Here is a 16,687-nt window from a genome sequence, read left to right as displayed (position 1 = left end):
TCCCCGGCTCACTGCCGGTAGAAGATCCGGTCCGCGTACTCCCGCATCACCCGGCCGTTCCACTCGTGGCCGCCGTCGACGTTGCCGGAGCGCAGCAGCGGCGGTTCGACGCCCCGCTCGGCCAGCGCCCCCGCGGCGGTCGCCACCACCGCCTGCATGATCGCGCTGGTGACGACCGTGGAGGCGGGCGCGAACGGCGCGTCGATCCCGGGGAGCCGCAGCTCCGCGTCGCCCACCGGGATGCGGCTGTCGAGCACGAGGTCGCAGTGGTCCTTGAGGTAGCTGCCCGAGACGTGCCGGGAGGAGGTGGCGTCCGCGTACGCGACCGAGGTCAGGCCGATGACCTTTATGCCGAGCGCCCGGGCGTTCATCGCCATCTCGACGGGCAGCGCGTTCCGCCCGGAGAGCGAGATGATCACCAGCACGTCACCGGCCCGCAGCGGGCTGGTGTCCAGCACCGCGGCGGCCAGCCCGTCGACCCGCTCCAGCGCGCTGCCGAGCGTCGCGGGCCGGACGTCCACGCCCACCACCCCCGGCACCGACAGCAGGTTCATGATCGCGAGGCCGCCCGCCCGGTAGACGGTGTCCTGCGCGGGCAGCGAGGAGTGCCCGGCGCCGAAGGAGAAGACCCGCCCGCCCGCCTCCACGGTGTCCGCGATCAACCGTCCGGCGGCGGCGATGGCGGGACCCCCGTCGTCGCGAGCCTGCCGCAGCAGCTCGATCGCGGCATCGAAGTACTCCCCGGCAAGCCGGTCGCTCTCAGCCATTCCCGCGGTCTCCCTCGTCGCAGCTCATGGATTCCCCCGCCCCGTCCCGGGTGCGGACGCACCGGACGGCGGGCGGCCGTGGCGCGGATCACGTTGCGGTCTGGACCAGTGCGCTGTCAATACGGCTGACGCGACAGCCCCCGGACGGCTTGTGTGCGTCCCGGGCGGCAACCGCCGTGGGCGGAGGCGGCGCCGTTGTCGGTGGGATGCGTCAGAATTGAATCCAGGGCCACCCGCACGACACAGCTAGGGGCACGCATGTCCGGACTGATCGACACCACGGAGATGTATCTCCGCACCATCCTCGAACTCGAAGAGGAAGGTGTGGTCCCGATGCGCGCCCGGATCGCGGAGCGGCTCGAACAGAGCGGCCCCACGGTCAGCCAGACCGTGGCGCGCATGGAGCGCGACGGTCTGCTGTCCGTCGCGGGCGACCGCCACCTGGAGCTGACGGAGGAGGGCCGTCGGCTGGCGACGCGCGTGATGCGCAAGCACCGCCTCGCCGAGTGCCTGCTCGTCGACGTCATCGGGCTGGAGTGGGAGCAGGTGCACGCCGAGGCGTGCCGCTGGGAGCACGTGATGAGCGAGGCGGTCGAGCGCCGCGTCGTCGAGCTGCTGCGCCATCCGACGGAGTCGCCGTACGGCAACCCCATCCCGGGTCTGGAGGAGCTGGGCGAGAAGGCGGAGGCCGACCCGTTCCTGGAGACCGGCATGGTCAGCCTCACCGAGCTGGACGCCGGTCCGGACGGCAAGACCGTCGTGGTCCGCCGCATCGGCGAGCCCATCCAGGCGGACGCCCAGCTGATGTACACGCTGCGGCGCGCCGGGGTCCAGCCGGGCGCGGTCGTCAGCGTGACCGAGGCGCCCGCCGGTGTCCTCGTCGGCAGCAGCGGCGAGGCGGCGGAGCTGGAGTCGGAGATCGCCGCGCACGTGTTCGTCGCGAAGCGCTGACGGACGCGAAGCGCCGATGGACCCGTTGGCACTGCGCCGACGTACTCCTCGCGCGGCGCCGCCGGTGCGTCGCGGTGCGCGGAGAGGCGGGCGCCGCGGCGGATCGAGGTGGCGGGCCGTTCGCCGGTTCGCCGGTGGATACGGCTGAGAGCGTGCGCCCCGTGCCGGTCGGCACGGGGCGTCGGCGTGTCCGGGGACGGGTCGCTGACGTCCACCTCTTCCGTCTCTTCCGCCCTGTCCGGTCCGGTCGTCCGGCGGCCCGTCGTACGGGGCGCGGGCGGGGGCGGCGCCGATTCCTCCGGCCGGGCCCCCTTTCCTCCGCCGAACGCCCGCCGTGCCCGTTTCACCGTCCTGAGCTGCACAGAAGCGTGAAGCCCCGGGACGCGGCGCCGCCCCGGGGAGGCGGGCACGGGATGAGGAATTGCGCGAACCGGTGCGGAACGGCCGGGGACGTGTCACCCTTGGCGCCCACACGGATGCTCGCCGTGGTGCCGACCGGTATGCGGACGAGCCCGGTCCGGGCTGCGGCGGCCCGGTGTGGAGCGGTACGGGGGAGCCGTGGACGGGCGGCTTCCGGGGGAGGAGGCGCGGTGGGGGCAGCGGAACCGGACCGAACGCGGCGCTCGGCGGCGGGGCGCAGAACCTGCGGACCACGGCGCCCGGCGACCCGGCACAGGCCCGGTGATGCCTCGGGGCCCCGGCGCTGCGAGCATCCGGGGCCCCGCCTCCCCCAGCTCCCCCGTCAGGACCTGGAGCCCCGAGCTCTCAAGGCCCCGCGCTACGGACCCCCGGTCCGGCGGGGTCCGTCCCCCGGTAGCTGTCTCCCCGTGCGGATCCCCGGCTATCCCTACGCACTGTCACCCGAACGAGGGGACTTCCGCACGAGACCGCCGTATTCGAATGAAGATTCGATAGTGTGGAGTGGGTCAAGGGACGAGTGGGGGTGCCAGGGCACATGGTGCGGCGCATCGAGGTGACAGGGGCCGGTGGGGTACGGCTCGCTGCCTGGGAATTCACCGATCCGCCCAAGAGCGACGGCGGGCCGGAGGACGGCGAGCGACGCCCCGGCGTCCTGCTGCTCCACGGCCTGATGGGGCGCGCGTCCCACTGGGCCGACACCGCCCGCTGGCTCGGCGCGCGCCACCGCGCTGTCGCCCTCGACCAGCGGGGCCACGGCCGCAGCGAGAAGCCCGCCGACGGCCCCTTCGACCGCGCCTCCTACGTCGAGGACGCGATAGCCGCCATCGAGCAGCTCGGCCTCGCGCCGGTGACCCTCGTCGGCCACGCCATGGGCGCGCTGACCGCCTGGCAGCTCGCCGCCCGCCGCCCGGACCTGGTCGGCGCGCTGGTCATCTGCGACATGCGGGCGTCCGCGCTGGGCGCCGCCTCACAGCGCGAATGGGCCGACTGGTTCGCCACCTGGCCGCTGCCCTTCGCCACCCTCGCCGACGTCCGCCGCTGGTTCGGTGAGGAGGACCCGTCGCTGGAGCGTCCCCGCCCGGTGCGCGGGGCGTTCTTCGCCGAGGTGATGGCCGAACGTGCCGACGGCTGGCGCCCGGTCTTCTCCCGCCGCCAGATGCTCACCGCCCGCGAGACCTGGGTGACCGACGCCCACTGGGAGGAGCTGGCCGAGGTCCGCTGCCCCACCCTCGTCGTCCGGGGACAGGACGGCGAGTTGGGCCGCGCCGAGGCGCAGGAGATGGTCCGCGTTCTCCCGGGCGGCAGCTACGCCGAGATACCCGACGCGGGCCACCTGCTGCCCTGGGAACACCCCGACGCCTGGCAGCGCGCCGTGGAACCGTTCCTGCGGACCGCGATACCGGGGTGAGCGCCGCCGCGTGACGGGCACTCATGCCTGCCCTCGCGGGGGCGGGGGTCGCGTTCGGCGGATGCGTTGTGGCCGGGGGGCGGCCGTCGGCTGGAGCTTCGTGACCGGCGGGCCGGTCGGCGGCCGGGAGCCGGGAGCCGGGAGCCGGGAGCCGGGAGCCGGGAGCCGGGAGCCGGGAGCCGGGAGCCGGGAGCCGGGAGCCGGGAGCCGGGGCGGCGGCAGGTGGGCGGGGCGTGCGGCAGGGGCGACGTTCCACGGGTGTGTACGCGCCGGATCGGGGGCCGTGTCCGGCTCGTCGGGAGAGCTGGGAGGTGCCGGATTTCGGCCAACGCTACGATGCACTGCCGTGCCGCGTCGGCCGTCGTCCGCGTGGGGAAACCGCGGGGAGGCGCCCGCGCGGAGTGTTCCCCGTATCTCCCGACCGACGTGGAAGGCCCGCGATGGACCCCTTGCTTTCGGACGACCCGCAAGCCCTCGGGCCGTACCGCCTGTTGGGCCGGATCGGCGCCGGTGGAATGGGGCGCGTCTATCTCGCGCGGTCCGCCGGGGGACGCACCGTCGCGGTGAAGGTGGTGCGGCCCGATCTGGTGCAGGACACCGGGTTCCGGGGGCGGTTCCGGCAGGAGGTCGAGATAGCCCGCGCCGTCTCCGGGCGGTACACCGCACCGGTCGTCGACGCGGACACCGACGCCCCGCTGCCCTGGCTCGCGACCGCCTTCGTCCTCGGGCCGTCGCTGACCGAGGTCGTCGAGGAACACGGCCCGCTGCCCGAGCACAGCGTCCGCGCCCTGGGCGCCGGGCTGGCCGCCGCGCTGACCGAGATCCACGCCGTCGAGCTGGTCCACCGCGACCTCAAACCGTCCAACGTCCTGCTCGCCGCCGACGGTCCCCGCGTCATCGACTTCGGCATCGCGCGCGCCGTCGACGGGAACCGTATGACCCAGACCGGTGTGGTCGTCGGCTCGCCCGGCTACATCCCGCCCGAGCAGGTGCTCGGCCAACGCGTCGGCACGGCGGGGGACGTCTTCGCGCTCGGCGCGGTCCTCACCTACGCCGCCACCGGGCACGGCGCGTACGCCGATGCCACGCCCGCCGCGGTGCTCTACCAGGTCGTCCACGGCGAACCGGACCTCAGCGGGGTGCCCGACACGCTTCTCGGGCTGGTCGCCTCCTGTCTGCACCGCGACCCGGCCCGGCGGCCCGCCCCCGCCGAGGTGCTGGCCGCGCTCGCCCCGGAGGGCACCGGCACCGCCTTCGCCAACTGGCTGCCCGGCGCCGTCGCCTCGACCATCGCCACCCACGCCGCCCGCATCCTCGACCTGGAAACCCCCGCCGACCCGCCGCCGTCCACCACCGGGACGCCCCACCCCGCGGGACCGGACGCCGACCCGTCCGGGGTGCCCCCGCGGCGCGCGCACCCGCAGGCCCCCGGCGCGCCGCAAGGGCCCGGCGCGGCGCAGGGGTTCGGTACCGCGCCGACGTATCTGCTCGGCGCGGGCCAGGGCGCCGCGCCCGGCACCGGCACGCCCGGCACCGGCACGCCCGGCACCGGCACGCCCGGGGGCGGCGTTCCCGCGCCCGCCGGGCCCGCCGCCGTCCCGCCGTACGCACCGGCCGGTCCCGCGACGAGCACGCCGACCGCGCCGGGGGGAACGACCGCCCCGCTCACGCCCGGTGACGCCCCGGCGCCCTCCCGGCGGCGCTTCCTCGGGCTGGCCGCCGGGGGCGTGGCGGGGGTGGCCGCCCTCGGCGGCGCCGGGGTCTGGGCGCTGAGCAGCCGGACGGGCGGCAAGGGCGGCAAGGACGACGGCGGGGGCGGCAACACCCCGGAGACCGATGACTTCACCACCCCGCCGCCCGGCACCGCGCCCGCCGTCCTGTGGCACCGCACCGCCGAGACCGACAGCCTCAACAGCGACCGGCCGCTCGTCGTCCACAACGGACTGCTGCTGATCAGCGGCGATCCGCTGGTCGCCCGCCGCGCGACGACCGGCGCCACCGTCTGGAGCCGCAAGGGCGTCGTCACCACGGGCGCCCCGCTGATCCTCGCCGACGGCAAACTCTTCCTCGTCAGCACCGAGTACAACGGCGATGTCATCGGCCTCGACCCGGACACCGGCAAGGAGGTGTGGCGCAGCCGCCTCGGCGGCGACCTCACCGTGCAGCGCATCCTCGCGGCCGACGGGGAACGCCTCTACGCCGTCGCGTCGGTCCGCACCGAGGACACCACCCAGCGGCTGACCGCCGTCGCGGCGATCAACCTCCGCACCGGCCGCAAGGAGTGGAGCAAGCCGCGCGACAAGGGGACGATGGACTTCGAACTCGAAGGCACCGTCTTTGGCGACCGGCTCGTCTACACCGACGGCCGGAGCAACGTCACGGTGCGCGACACCGCCGACGGCCGTCAGCTGTGGAGCCGCAAGCTCGGCGACGACATCGCCTGGCGGCCTGCCGTCCACGCCGGACGGATCTTCCTCGGCGGCCCCCGGCTGCGCGCCGTCCACCTCGACACCGGCGCCTCGGACTGGTCGCTCTCCTCCGCCGGACGCCTCAGCTTCTACCAGCCGATGGTCGTCAACGGCGTGGTGTACGCCGCCGATCACAGCGGTGGCGTCTGGGCGGTGGACCCGGCGCGCGGGCGCAAGCTGTGGCTCTGCGAGGACCCGGGCGCGCGCCGGGCGCCGACCGAATTCCTCTCCGTCCGCGGCACCCTCTACGGCGCCTCCTACGACGACGCCGGCGGCATCTTCGCCCTCGACCCGGCGACCGGCAAGGCCCGCTGGCACTACAACGACAACGCCGGAAGCCTGGACCAGTGGCACATCACCGCCGCCGGGCGCCGTCTGCTGGCCACCCACGGCGACGAGATCTACGCGCTGCCCGCGGTCTGACCCGGGGCGCCCGGCCCCGAGCCGGGCGCCCGCCGCGCTAGGACGCGTCCAGTGTGCGGGTGAAGTCGCCGCGCCGGACGCGTGCGGTGAGGGAGTCGTCGGGCTCCCCGGAGGTCAGGGAGCCGTAACCGGTGGCGGCCCAGAGGCTGCGTGCGGCGTCCACCTCGAAGTACGGGACCGGGCGGTCGCCCTCCCGGTCGGTGAGGACCTCGGGCGCCCGGCGGGACCGTATCGCGCGGATGCAGGCTTCACAGGCCGCGACCCGCAACTCCTCGCGGCGGCCGAGCGGACGCCACGGCAGGACGCGGGCGGCCGGTCCGTGCAGCGGGTGGAAAAAGCACAGGGGCAGCGCGGTCTCCTCGGGGCCGAGCGCCGCGCGGCCCTCGGCTATCAGCGCGAACACGCCCGCCAGATCCGGCAGTCCCCGCGCCCGGTCCAGCACCGAACCGGCCGCGGAGTACGCGTCGAGCGCCCGCCCGACGGCCTGCGGATCGCCCTGCGCGGCGCGCGCCTCCTCGCCCAGCCGCACCACCTCCTCCGCGGCGCGCTCGCGCAGCTCCGCCTCGTCGGCCCGCCGGGCGGCGGCGAAGACGGACCGCGGCAGCGCGAATGGCGTGTCCAGATCCCGCACCCGGGCACGCCGCCGCCACAGCAGCCCCACCGCGCCGAGCAGCAGCAACGGCCCGGCCACCAGCGTCAGCGCCCGGATCACGGGGGAGCCGGAGGGCCGCGCGGCGGCCGAGGGGTCCGCGGACCCGGAGCCCTGCGAACCGGCCGACGGGGACGGGGCGTTGAGGTCGGCGGTGGCCTTCTCGTACTCCTTCTCGCCGTCGCCCGCCGCGATGATGTCGATGGCCCGCTCGACCCGGCGGGCCGTCCCGGCGCCGCGCATGTCGTCCTGATGGAAGACGGCCGCCGCGGCACGCTGCGCCTGATGGGCGTCGGCGGGCCATTCACGGGCGGCGATGTCGTCGTGGAGCTCGCCGAGCGTGATGATGATCGACGGATCGCTGCCCAGCCGGTCGTGGACCACCTCCGCGAGCTGCCCGGGATCGCCGCCCCAGCTGTCGCCCTCGACCAGCGGCACCAGCACCACCCGGATCGGCAGCTGCGTCCGGCGGATCTGCTCGGCCATCCGCTTCCGGTCGGCCGCGCCGACCGCCGAGTCCAGCGACGGATCGACGTAGACGGGGGAGTGGCGCAGCGCATCGGCGATCTTCTGCCCCGGGCTCCCGGCGGCGGCGCCCGGCGACGCGGTGCACCACACCAGGGCCAGCGCGGCGACCGCGGCGGCGGCCACGGCGGGCATCCGGCGGCGGGCCCCGGCGCGGCGCGGGCGGCGGGGGCGGAGGTCAGTGAACACCGAAGTACTCCCGTACGTCGCGGGTGAGTTGATCGATCCGGGGGCCGGAGGCGAGCGAGGCCAGCGGCCCGGGCAGCTCGGGGTACGGCACGCGCCGCGCCCGGCCGCTGTCCGCCGCCGGGCCCAGCCGCAGCACCGGCGCCGGGACCGCGCGGCACCGTCGGCAGACCGGCAGTGGGCGGGGGTGGCCGCCGCCCGCCGGAGAGCCGCGCCGGGTGCCGTGCGCCGGGCCGTGCAGCGGGTTGCGGTGGCACAGCCGCTCCGGCGCGGCGGACTCCGCGACGGCCGCCCGCCCGGCGCGGGCCAGCGCGACGGCGCACGCCAGGGCGGAGGGGGTGGCGTCCGCGTCGACCCGGCCGTCGCCGTCACCGTCGATGAGCAGGGCGGCGGCGTCCAGACACTCCCAGGCCCGGCGGTGCGCGGGCTCCGGCAGGGAGGGGTGGGCATCCAGCGCGGCGGTGAGGGCGTCGACCTCCTGCCGGGCGGTGCGCCGCAGCCAGGCGAGGGACGGTTCGGCGGGCGCCTCGACCGGGACCGGGGCGTCGCCGGATGCCGCGCCGTCGGCCGCCCGGCGCCGCCGGACCGCGGCGACCGGCGCCCGTACCGTCGCCACCAGCCCGAGCAGCAGCGCCGCGAGGAACGTGCCGACCATCAGCCCCGGCGCGAAGTCCGCCGCGAACACGCCGGGCAGCACCTTCTCCGCGACCGGGTCGTCCGCGGGCCCGGGGTCGTACGGCCGGGTGACCGTGGAGTCCCGCGGGGCGCGGGCGACCGCGCGGAGCACCGCGTCGAGCCGGTCGCCGAGGGTGCGGGTGTCGCCCCGCTCGGGAAGCGTGAAGAGGCTGGTCGGGAGGGCGTAGGCATTGACCGGCGCGCCGTGGTTGACGACGGAGAGGGTGTCCGACAGCGGGTCGGCGAGGACGAAGAGCGCATCGCGGTGGAGGCGTTGGTGGAGCGTGCGGACGAAGATGTCGTGATCGCCGCCCGATTCGTCGTCACTGAGGCTGGGGACCGCGACGACCAGCACCGGGACGGGGAGCGCGGCGAGGCGCCGGTGCAGCCGGGTGCGCTCGGCCGAGGTGAGGACCGGCTCGCTCTCCGGGTCGGTGTAGAGCGGGTCGTGGCGCAGCCCGGCGGCCACCCGCTCGACGCGGGCGCGCATATCGGCCGGGGTCGGGATGGCGTCGTCGCCGTAGGAGCGGTCGTCGAAGAGGCGCGCGGCGGTGACGGTGAGCCCGCCCGCGAGGACCACGGCCACGACCAGCAGCGCCGTCACGGCCCGGGGTGGCCGCCGCAGCCCGGAGAGGCGCCCGGGCGAGGCGGCGGTGCCCCGCTTTCCGCCGGTCGTGCCGCCCTGCGGGGCGCGGTCCGCCGTCCCTGACCCGGGCTTCCCGTCCGGTGCGTCGCCGGGCTTGCGGAGGGAGAGCGCGGGCGCCGTACGCGGGCCCGGGACCGGCGCCCCGCCGCGCGCCCGGCGCAGCCGGAGCCGACGGCGTACGTAGAGGCCCAGCAGCAGGACGGAGAGCGGGATTCCGGCGATCGCGATGCCGCTGACGAAGCTCTGGTTCTCCCGCTCGGTGAGATCGGGGTGGAGCTTCGGCACCTCGGCGCCGTTTCGGGACGCGGTGCGGCCCGCCTCGGCGCGTTCAGGGGCCCGCCCGGAGAGGAGGACGTCGACGAAGTGCTGGAAGAGTTCGCGGGCCGTCGCGTCGTACGGCATCTCGTAGAGCGTGGCGGTGGCCGCGTCCCGGGCGCCGGGCAGCTCCACGCCGTACGTCTGCACCTCGGGCATGCCGGGTCCGCTCAGCGCGACGTACAGACCCTTGCGGCCGAGCCGGTCGTGGACACCGGCGAGGAACCCGGCGCCGTCGGAGCCCAGCGCGGAGTCGGGCAGGACCATGACGTAGACGGGCACCCGGAGCCGCGCGGCCTGGGCGGCGAAGACCGGGGCGCTGGAGCGGGGCGCCTCGCGCGGCAGCTGATCGCTGATGTACACCGGATCGCGGCGCAGCCGGGAGGCGATGTACGCCTGGCGGCTGGGGGCGTCGCCCGGGCCGGAGGCGGCGGACGGAGCGTCCGCGGGCGCCTGGGCGGCGGTCGTCCCGGCCGCGCGGGTCAAGGCGGCGTGCCCGGCGGCCGGTGGGCCGGAGACCGTGGGCGCGGGCGCCGCGGACGAGGGCTGCGCCACCGCCGGGGCGCCGCTCAGCAGTACCGCCAACCATCCCGTGACCAGCATCAGCGCGCCTCGACGCACCGCCCCCACCCCCTCGTTCCGCATGACGCCCTGACGCTACCTCCCGCGCGCGGACGCCGCCGGGGCCTGTGGACAACCGTTCGGCGCACCGCGGCGGGGTACGGCGCCGGGCGGGGCCGCCCGGCGCCCGCGACGTCACCCCTTGCGGACCGCCGCCAGGATCTCCGGCACCCGGCGTATCACCAGAGGCGCCGCGATCCGCAGGCCGAGCTGGGCCATCGCCGCGCCGTAGACCACCCCGACCGGCAGGAGCGTCCACAGCAGGTCGTGGTGGCCCGCCAGATGGAGCCAGAGGGTCAGCGCCACCAGCGGCGCGCTCAGGACCAGGCCCGCCAGCAGCCCGCCGAAGAGGCTGAACCAGGCGATCGACGCCTGGCCCGGCGCGATGTTCTTGTTGCCGTCGGAGGGGACGGAGTACGGGAAGAGCGTCGAGGTGAGCGCGCCCGTCGCCACCAGCGCGCCGAGCAGCGCCAGCGACAGCCCGTAGATCTCCACCAGCGACGACCAGGCATCCAGGAACGCGACGGTGCCGACCACCACCAGCGTCACGTACGGCACCGCCACCAGGCACAGCGCCAGGGCGCGCGCCCGCAGTTCGCGGTAGGCGTCCCGCGGTGTGGCGAGGGTCGAGGCGACCATCCAGAACGCCGAGGTGTCCTGTCCGAACTGGTTGTACATCTGCATGCCGATCAGCGCGGGCCCCACGAACGCGGTGTAGACCGTGCCGTTGCCCTGCGCCGCGTAGACGATCGGGATCAGCAGGCCCACACCCAGCGACGTCGCCCAGCTCATCTTCGACTTGGGGTCGCGCCAGGCGTAGCGGAGGGTGCGCAGCATGACCGCGCCGGTCCGGCCGTCCGGCAGCAGCCGCGCCAGGCCCCGCGCGCCGTTCTTCGCCGCGCGCCCGCCGTCCTTCTCCGCCGCCTGGAGCGTGGAGCCGTCCGGCGAGGTCATCAGGGTGGTCAGCATCCGCTGCCACCACCACAGCAGCAGCACCAGGGCCAGCGCCGTCAGCACCAGGCCGACGGCGGCCGGGCCCCAGGCGCCGCGACCGGCGTCCGCCACCGCGCTCATCGCCGACGCCGGTGGCACCCAGCGCAGCACCTCGCCGACCGGCTCCAGGGCGGAGAGCCCGTCGGGCCGGCCCAGCTTCTGTGCGGCGAGGTTGACCAGCTGCCCGCCGAGGGCGACGAACAGCCCGCCGAGCACCGCCAGATCGCGGCCCCGGCGGCTCGTCAGCAGCCGTATCGACGCGGTGGCGACGGTCCGCGCCAGCGCGACGCAGACCAGCACCGTCAGGGGCACCGCGCAGACCGCGACCACGGTGGCGGCCGGGCCGTCGGCGACCGCGACGGCGGCGCCGGTGGCGAGCGCGAGGGTGACGAACGGGCCGATGCCCACCAGCGACGCCGTCAGCAGCGCCACGATCAGCGGGCGGGGCCGCAGCGGCAGCATCACCAGCCGCGTCGGGTCCAGCGTTTCGTCGCCGGAGGGGAAGAACAGCGGCATGAACGCCCAGCCGAGCGTGAGCAGCCCGGTGAGCAGCACCACCAGCGCGTCGACGTGCGCCGCCCCGCGCAGCAGCACCAGCCCGGTGGTCGCCCCGGCGGCGCACACCAGGCCCACCAGCATCGACGCGAGGTAGGCGACGGTGCGGCCGGGTGAGCGGCGCAGTCCGTTGCGGAGCAGGGAGAGCTTCAGGCGGACGAAGAGCGGGGTCAGCGCGGGCGAGACCGTCCGCCCCGGGGCGCCCGGTGCGAATCCGGCACTCATCGGGAGCCGCCCCCCAGCCAGTCGAGGTCCTGCCCGGCGCGGGTGCGGTTCGAGGCGCCGACCAGCTCCAGGAACGCCTCCTGGAGCGACGGCGCGGCGCCCCGCACCTCGGCGAGCGGGCCGTCCGCCCGGATGCGTCCGGCGGCGATCACCGCGACCCAGTCGCAGAGCGATTCGACCAGCTCCATCACATGGCTGGAGAAGATCACCGTCGCCCCGGAGGAGGTGTACCGCTCCAGGACGCCGCGGATGGTCTGCGCCGACACCGGGTCGACGCCCTCGAACGGCTCGTCCAGGAAGAGGATCTCGGGGTTGTGCAGCAGCGCGGCGGCCAGGCCGATCTTCTTGCGCATACCGGTGGAGTAGTCGACGACCAGCTTGTGCTGTGCCCCGGACAGGCCCAGGACGTCCAGCAGCTGATCGGCGCGCTTGTCGGTCTCGGCGCCGCCCAGCCCGCGCAACCGGCCCATGTATCCCAGGAGTTCGCGGCCGGACAGGCGCTCGAAGAGCCGCAGTCCCTCGGGCAGCACCCCGATCCGCGATTTGACGGCGACCGGGTCGCGCCACACGTCCTGTCCGCCGATGAGGACCTCGCCGGAATCCGGCCGCAGCAGCCCCGTGACCATCGACAGCGTGGTGGTCTTGCCCGCGCCGTTGGGCCCCACCAGGCCGATGAAGCGGCCCGCGGGCAGTGTCAGATCGATGCCCGCCACCGCGGTCTGCTCACCGAACCGCTTGGTCAACCCGCGCAGCTGCACCGCCGGGGCGCCCTCGGCCGCCCCCGCAGCCGGTGGCGCGGCCACCGTCTCCCCGCCGACCTGCTCGGTCGGCCCGCCGCTCTTCCCCGTTCCGTTCGCCACCGGTCCAGCCCTTCGACGTCCCCGCAGGGGCCGGTCGACCCCCGTCGTTCCACACCTTACGGACCGCCACCGACAGCGGGCCGCTCCCGTCCGTCCGCGGCGACGAACCGCCCGGCCCCCTGCCTCATGAACGGCCCCGGGGCGACCCATACCGCCCGGAGGGACCGGAACGAGCGACGGCGGAAACGCGTGTCCCGGGCGCACCTACCGGCACGTGGGGCGCATCGAGGCATCGGCGGGGGCGCGTAGCGGTGGTGAGCCGGGTGCGGGGTAGCGACCCGCCCTTCCGGGCAAGCAGGATCGCGGCATACGGACCGTGGGGGCGAAGGGCCGTGGAGAGCACCGGGACACACCGGCGCCGCGGCGCCCCGTGCGGACACCGCCGTCACCCGGGCCCCGCGTACCGACGCACCCGCCGCACGGCACATCTCACTCGTATCGCCGATATCCGGAATCTCCCGGATATCCGGGAATACGCGGGGAATTGATCGCAACCAATCGCTCCGGACGGCGTTCACCGGTGAACGCACCCAGCCGCAACAGGGGGTACAAACATGGCCGCAAGGCCACTCGTCGCTCGTCAGCCCAACGAGCGTCTTCAGGCGCTGATCCAGGAGGCCGCCTGCTCCAACGCGGGTCTGGCCCGCCGCGTCAACATGTGCGGCGCCGAACACGGCCTCGATCTGCGCTACGACAAGACCTCGGTGGCCCGGTGGCTGCGCGGACAGCAGCCGCGCGGCCGGGCGCCCGCCATCATCGCGGAGTCCCTGGGGCGCAAGCTCGGCCGCACGGTCACCATCGACGAGATCGGCATGGCGGACGGCAAGAACCTCGCCTCCGGTGTGGGGCTGCAGTTCTCCCCGACCGTGCTCGGCGCGATCGAGCAGGTCAGCGAGTTGTGGCGGAGCGACGTCGGGCGGCGGGACTTCCTGAACGGCTCCTCCGTCGCCGCCTCCGCGCTGGTCGAGCCCAGCCGCGACTGGCTGATCACCGGGGCGGACCCCCAGGTGGCGCGCAGTGCGGGCGCCCGGGTGGGGCGCGCCGACGTGGAGGCGGTGCGCGCCATGACCACGGCGCTCGGCGACCTCGACCACCGCTTCGGCGGCGGCCATGTCCGGCCGGTCGTCGTGCACTACCTCAACAGCGTCGTCTCCGGGCTGCTCGCCGGGTCCTACCGGGAGTCGGTGGGGCGGGAACTCTTCGCCGCCGTCGCGCGGTTGACGGAACTGGGCGGCTACATGGCCGTCGACACCGGGCAGCCCGGCCTCGCCCAGCGCTACTACATCCAGGCGCTCCGCCTCGCGCAGGCCGCCGACGACCGTGCGTACGGCGGCTACGTCCTCGCCGCGAGCATGAGCCACCTCGCCGCCGAACTGGGCACCCCCCGTGAGATCGCCCAGCTCGCGCGGGCCGCGCAGGAGGGCGCGCGGGGCCGGATCACCCCGCGCGCCGAGGCGATGTTCTGCGCCGCGGAGGCGCGCGGCCATGCGCTCATGGGGGACGGCCGGGCCTTCCAGTCGGTCGCCGCCCGCGCGCTGACCGCGATGGAACGCGCCGAGGCGGAGGGCGACGCGGGCGACGACCCGGACTGGATCGGCCACTTCGACCGCGCCTACCTGGCCGACGAACTCGCCCACTGCCACCGCGATCTGGGGCAGGCGGCCGCCGCCGAGGAGCAGGCGCGGCTGGCGCTCCAGGGGCTGCCGCGCGGCAAGGTGCGCCGCCGCGCCATCGGCATGGTGCTGCTGGCCGGGGCGCAGGTCCAGCAGCGCGAGGTGGAACAGGGCTGCCACACCGCCACCGAGGCCGCGGAGTTGCTCGGTGAACTCCGCTCGCACCGGGGCGTGGAGTACCTCGACGACTTCCGGCAGCGCGTCGAGCCGTACCGGGACGAGCCGGTGGTGCGGGAGTTCGGCGCGCGGCTGGAGTTGCGCGTCGCGGTGTGAGAACGCCGGTCCGGGGACGGGCCCGTGGTGCCGCGGGCCCGTTCCGTGTCAGGGCCAACGGGCCGGAGGAATGCGGCGAATGTACGGATCCGTGGCGCCGGTGCCCCGGGGTGCGCGGCGCGTTCTCCGGGGCCGCCGTTCCGGGCGCCGCCTGCGGGGCGGGCGGTGGGCCTGACCGGGGGACGTGGTCGAACGCCTCGGCGACCCGGTAGCGTGAGCCGACGATTCCGTAGGTCTGCAGAGGTAGGAGTCCCGGTGACGCAGAGCGGACAGGGCCACGACCCGCAGAATTCTGCGGCCGGTCCCGCACGAGAGGGCGTGGTGCTGCCCGCGGGCGGCGAGTCATGGGCGCCCGCCCCACAGGCCGCGCCCCCGGCCGGGCAACCCTGGGGCCAGCCCTGGGGCCCCGACCAGCAGAGCCCGCCGACGTACGGGCAGCCCCCCGAGCAGCCTCAGGGACAGATATCCGGGCAGTACCCGGGTGCGCCCCAGGGTTACGGTCAGGGCCAGTCCCCGACGCACGGTCAGGGACTGCCCCCGCAGCAGGCCCCGCAGCACCAGGGCTACGACCAGGGCCAGGCACCCCAGCAGCACCAGGGCTACGGAGCGGCCCAGGGCTCCCCGCAGCCCCAGCCGTACGCGCAGCCCCCGTCGTACAACGAACCCCGGCAGGCCCCGCCGTTCCCGGCTCCGCCGCAGGGGCAGCCGCCCGTCCCGCCGATGCCGCCCGCCGCGTCGGACGCCGAGGCGACCGCGCTGATCCCGCCCATCGGCGCGTCCGGCGCGCTGCCGCCCGAGGGCGCCGCCCCGCAGCCGCCCACCGGTCAGCTGGTGAAGTCCGCCCCGCAGCCGGCCGCGCCGCTGCCGCCCGTCTCGGGGGACGCGGACTCCACCACCGTGCTGCCGCCGGTCGGCGCCGCGCCGCTGCCGCCCGAGGCCGCGGGGCGCCCCGAGACGCCCGGCGAGTCGACCCAGATGCTCCGCAGCATCAAGCCGCCCCGTAACCGCGCGGCCGCGCCGCCCGCCGCCGGGGACTCCGAGGCGACCCAGTTCATCCCGCCGGTCGGCGCCGGGGCCCCCGCGCCGCAGCCCGGTGGCGCGCCGTTCGGGGCGCAGCCCGGGGGCGCCGAGCGGCCCACCCCGGCCGAGTTCGAGGGCCTGTTCCGCGCCGACTCCGGCGCCGTCCCGCCCCCGGCCCCCGACGCCACCGCCCAACTGCCACGCTTCGACGACCAGGCGCCGCCGCCGTACGGTCCCGGGGGCGGTCAGCAGGGCTTCGCGTCCGGTGGCCACCAGGGGCAGCCGGGGTACGACGACGCGCCGGGCGGTCGCCGTCGGCTGAGCCCGCCCGTGATCATCGGCATCGTCGTGGTGGCGCTCGCCGGTGCCGGGCTCGGTCTGGGCTGGGCGCTCAGCGGCGGCGACGACACCAAGAAGGAGGAGCCCAAGGCCAACGCGGCCGGGTCGGCCCCCAAGGACACCGCGCCGCCGTCGCCGACCGCCGACCCGGCCCAGGAGCAGGCCAAGAAGCTGGACGCGCTGCTCGGCGACAGCAACAACAGCCGCTCCGCGGTGATCAACGCCGTACGGGACATCCGTAACTGCGACAACCTGCCGGGCGCGGCGAAGGACCTCAAGGGCGCCGCCAACCAGCGCAACCAGCTGGTCAGCCGCCTCCAGGGGCTGCCGCTCGACAAGCTCCCGCAGCACGCGGAGCTGACCGCCGCCCTGACCACCGCGTGGAAGTCGTCGGCCGCCGCCGACAACCACTACGCCGCGTGGGCCGGGCAGGTCGCCGGGAAGCACGGCTGCCACAAGGGGCACGCCCGCAACACCGGCCAGACCGCCCAGGGCACCCAGGCCAGCGGCGCGGCCACCAAGGCCAAGGAGCAGGCGGCCGGTCTCTGGAACCCGATCGCCCAGAAGTACGGCCTGCGGGCGCACCAGGCCGGCGACCTCTGAGCCACCGGCCGGGCGGCCCGCCGGGCGCCGCGGTGGGCTCCGCCCGGCCGCGGCTGCGGGGAGCGCCCCGCGGTCGCCCCGCGCCCGCTCCG

General features: G+C 75.8%; 10 protein-coding genes. 5 read left to right on the top strand and 5 right to left on the bottom strand.

Going from position 1 to position 16,687, the window contains the following annotated elements; genetic code table 11:
* Nucleotides 1-8 precede the first annotated feature (8 nt).
* The gene (locus IF23_RS0127445) at nt 9-767 is read right to left on the bottom strand and encodes an SIS domain-containing protein (RefSeq protein WP_030288324.1); all 759 of its coding nucleotides are present in this window, start codon (nt 765-767) and stop codon (nt 9-11) included.
* Nucleotides 768-1,025: 258 nt separating this feature from the next.
* Here IF23_RS0127445 and IF23_RS0127440 point away from each other — a divergent pair, with 258 nt between their 5' ends.
* The 3 genes from IF23_RS0127440 (at nt 1,026) to IF23_RS0127430 (ending at nt 6,437) form a co-directional block, all read left to right on the top strand.
* The gene (locus tag IF23_RS0127440; protein WP_030288323.1) at nt 1,026-1,718 is read left to right on the top strand and encodes an iron-dependent transcriptional repressor DtxR; all 693 of its coding nucleotides are present in this window, start codon (nt 1,026-1,028) and stop codon (nt 1,716-1,718) included.
* Nucleotides 1,719-2,673: 955 nt separating this feature from the next.
* Nucleotides 2,674-3,546: an alpha/beta fold hydrolase gene (locus IF23_RS0127435; RefSeq protein WP_030288322.1), complete on the top strand. Its 873-nt coding sequence runs from the start codon at nt 2,674-2,676 to the stop codon at nt 3,544-3,546.
* 440 nt (nt 3,547-3,986) lie between these two features.
* Nucleotides 3,987-6,437: a protein kinase domain-containing protein gene (locus IF23_RS0127430; RefSeq protein ID WP_030288321.1), complete on the top strand. Its 2,451-nt coding sequence runs from the start codon at nt 3,987-3,989 to the stop codon at nt 6,435-6,437.
* A gap of 37 nt (nt 6,438-6,474) precedes the next feature.
* On the opposite strand, the gene IF23_RS0127425 is transcribed toward IF23_RS0127430, so the two are convergent.
* The 4 genes from IF23_RS0127425 to IF23_RS0127410 all read right to left on the bottom strand — a co-directional run bounded on the left by IF23_RS0127425 (nt 6,475) and on the right by IF23_RS0127410 (nt 12,630).
* On the bottom strand, nt 6,475-7,800 hold the full coding sequence (locus IF23_RS0127425; protein WP_030288319.1) for a hypothetical protein: 1,326 nt from the start codon (nt 7,798-7,800) through the stop codon (nt 6,475-6,477).
* Complete coding sequence (locus IF23_RS0127420) at nt 7,790-10,078, bottom strand: hypothetical protein (protein ID WP_157848088.1); 2,289 nt, start codon at nt 10,076-10,078, stop codon at nt 7,790-7,792. The genes IF23_RS0127425 and IF23_RS0127420 overlap by 11 nt, the downstream gene beginning before the upstream one ends.
* 111 nt (nt 10,079-10,189) lie before the next feature.
* On the bottom strand, nt 10,190-11,827 hold the full coding sequence (locus tag IF23_RS0127415; RefSeq protein ID WP_030288314.1) for a hypothetical protein: 1,638 nt from the start codon (nt 11,825-11,827) through the stop codon (nt 10,190-10,192).
* Entirely contained in the window at nt 11,824-12,630 is an 807-nt protein-coding gene (locus IF23_RS0127410) for an ABC transporter ATP-binding protein (protein WP_037679921.1), read from the bottom strand. Before IF23_RS0127410 ends, IF23_RS0127415 begins: the two co-directional genes overlap by 4 nt.
* Before the next feature lie 611 nt (nt 12,631-13,241).
* Here IF23_RS0127410 and IF23_RS0127405 point away from each other — a divergent pair.
* Both IF23_RS0127405 and IF23_RS0127400 read left to right on the top strand, forming a co-directional pair.
* On the top strand, nt 13,242-14,633 hold the full coding sequence (locus IF23_RS0127405) for an NsdA family TPR-like regulatory protein (RefSeq protein ID WP_030288310.1): 1,392 nt from the start codon (nt 13,242-13,244) through the stop codon (nt 14,631-14,633).
* 255 nt (nt 14,634-14,888) lie between these two features.
* Entirely contained in the window at nt 14,889-16,595 is a 1,707-nt protein-coding gene (locus IF23_RS0127400; protein WP_037679895.1) for a hypothetical protein, read from the top strand.
* The last annotated feature ends 92 nt before the right edge of the window (nt 16,596-16,687 follow it).

Source organism: Streptomyces catenulae, from assembly GCF_000718015.1.
Classification (GTDB): domain Bacteria; phylum Actinomycetota; class Actinomycetes; order Streptomycetales; family Streptomycetaceae; genus Streptomyces; species Streptomyces catenulae.
This window is presented reverse-complemented; position numbering and strand designations above follow the sequence as displayed.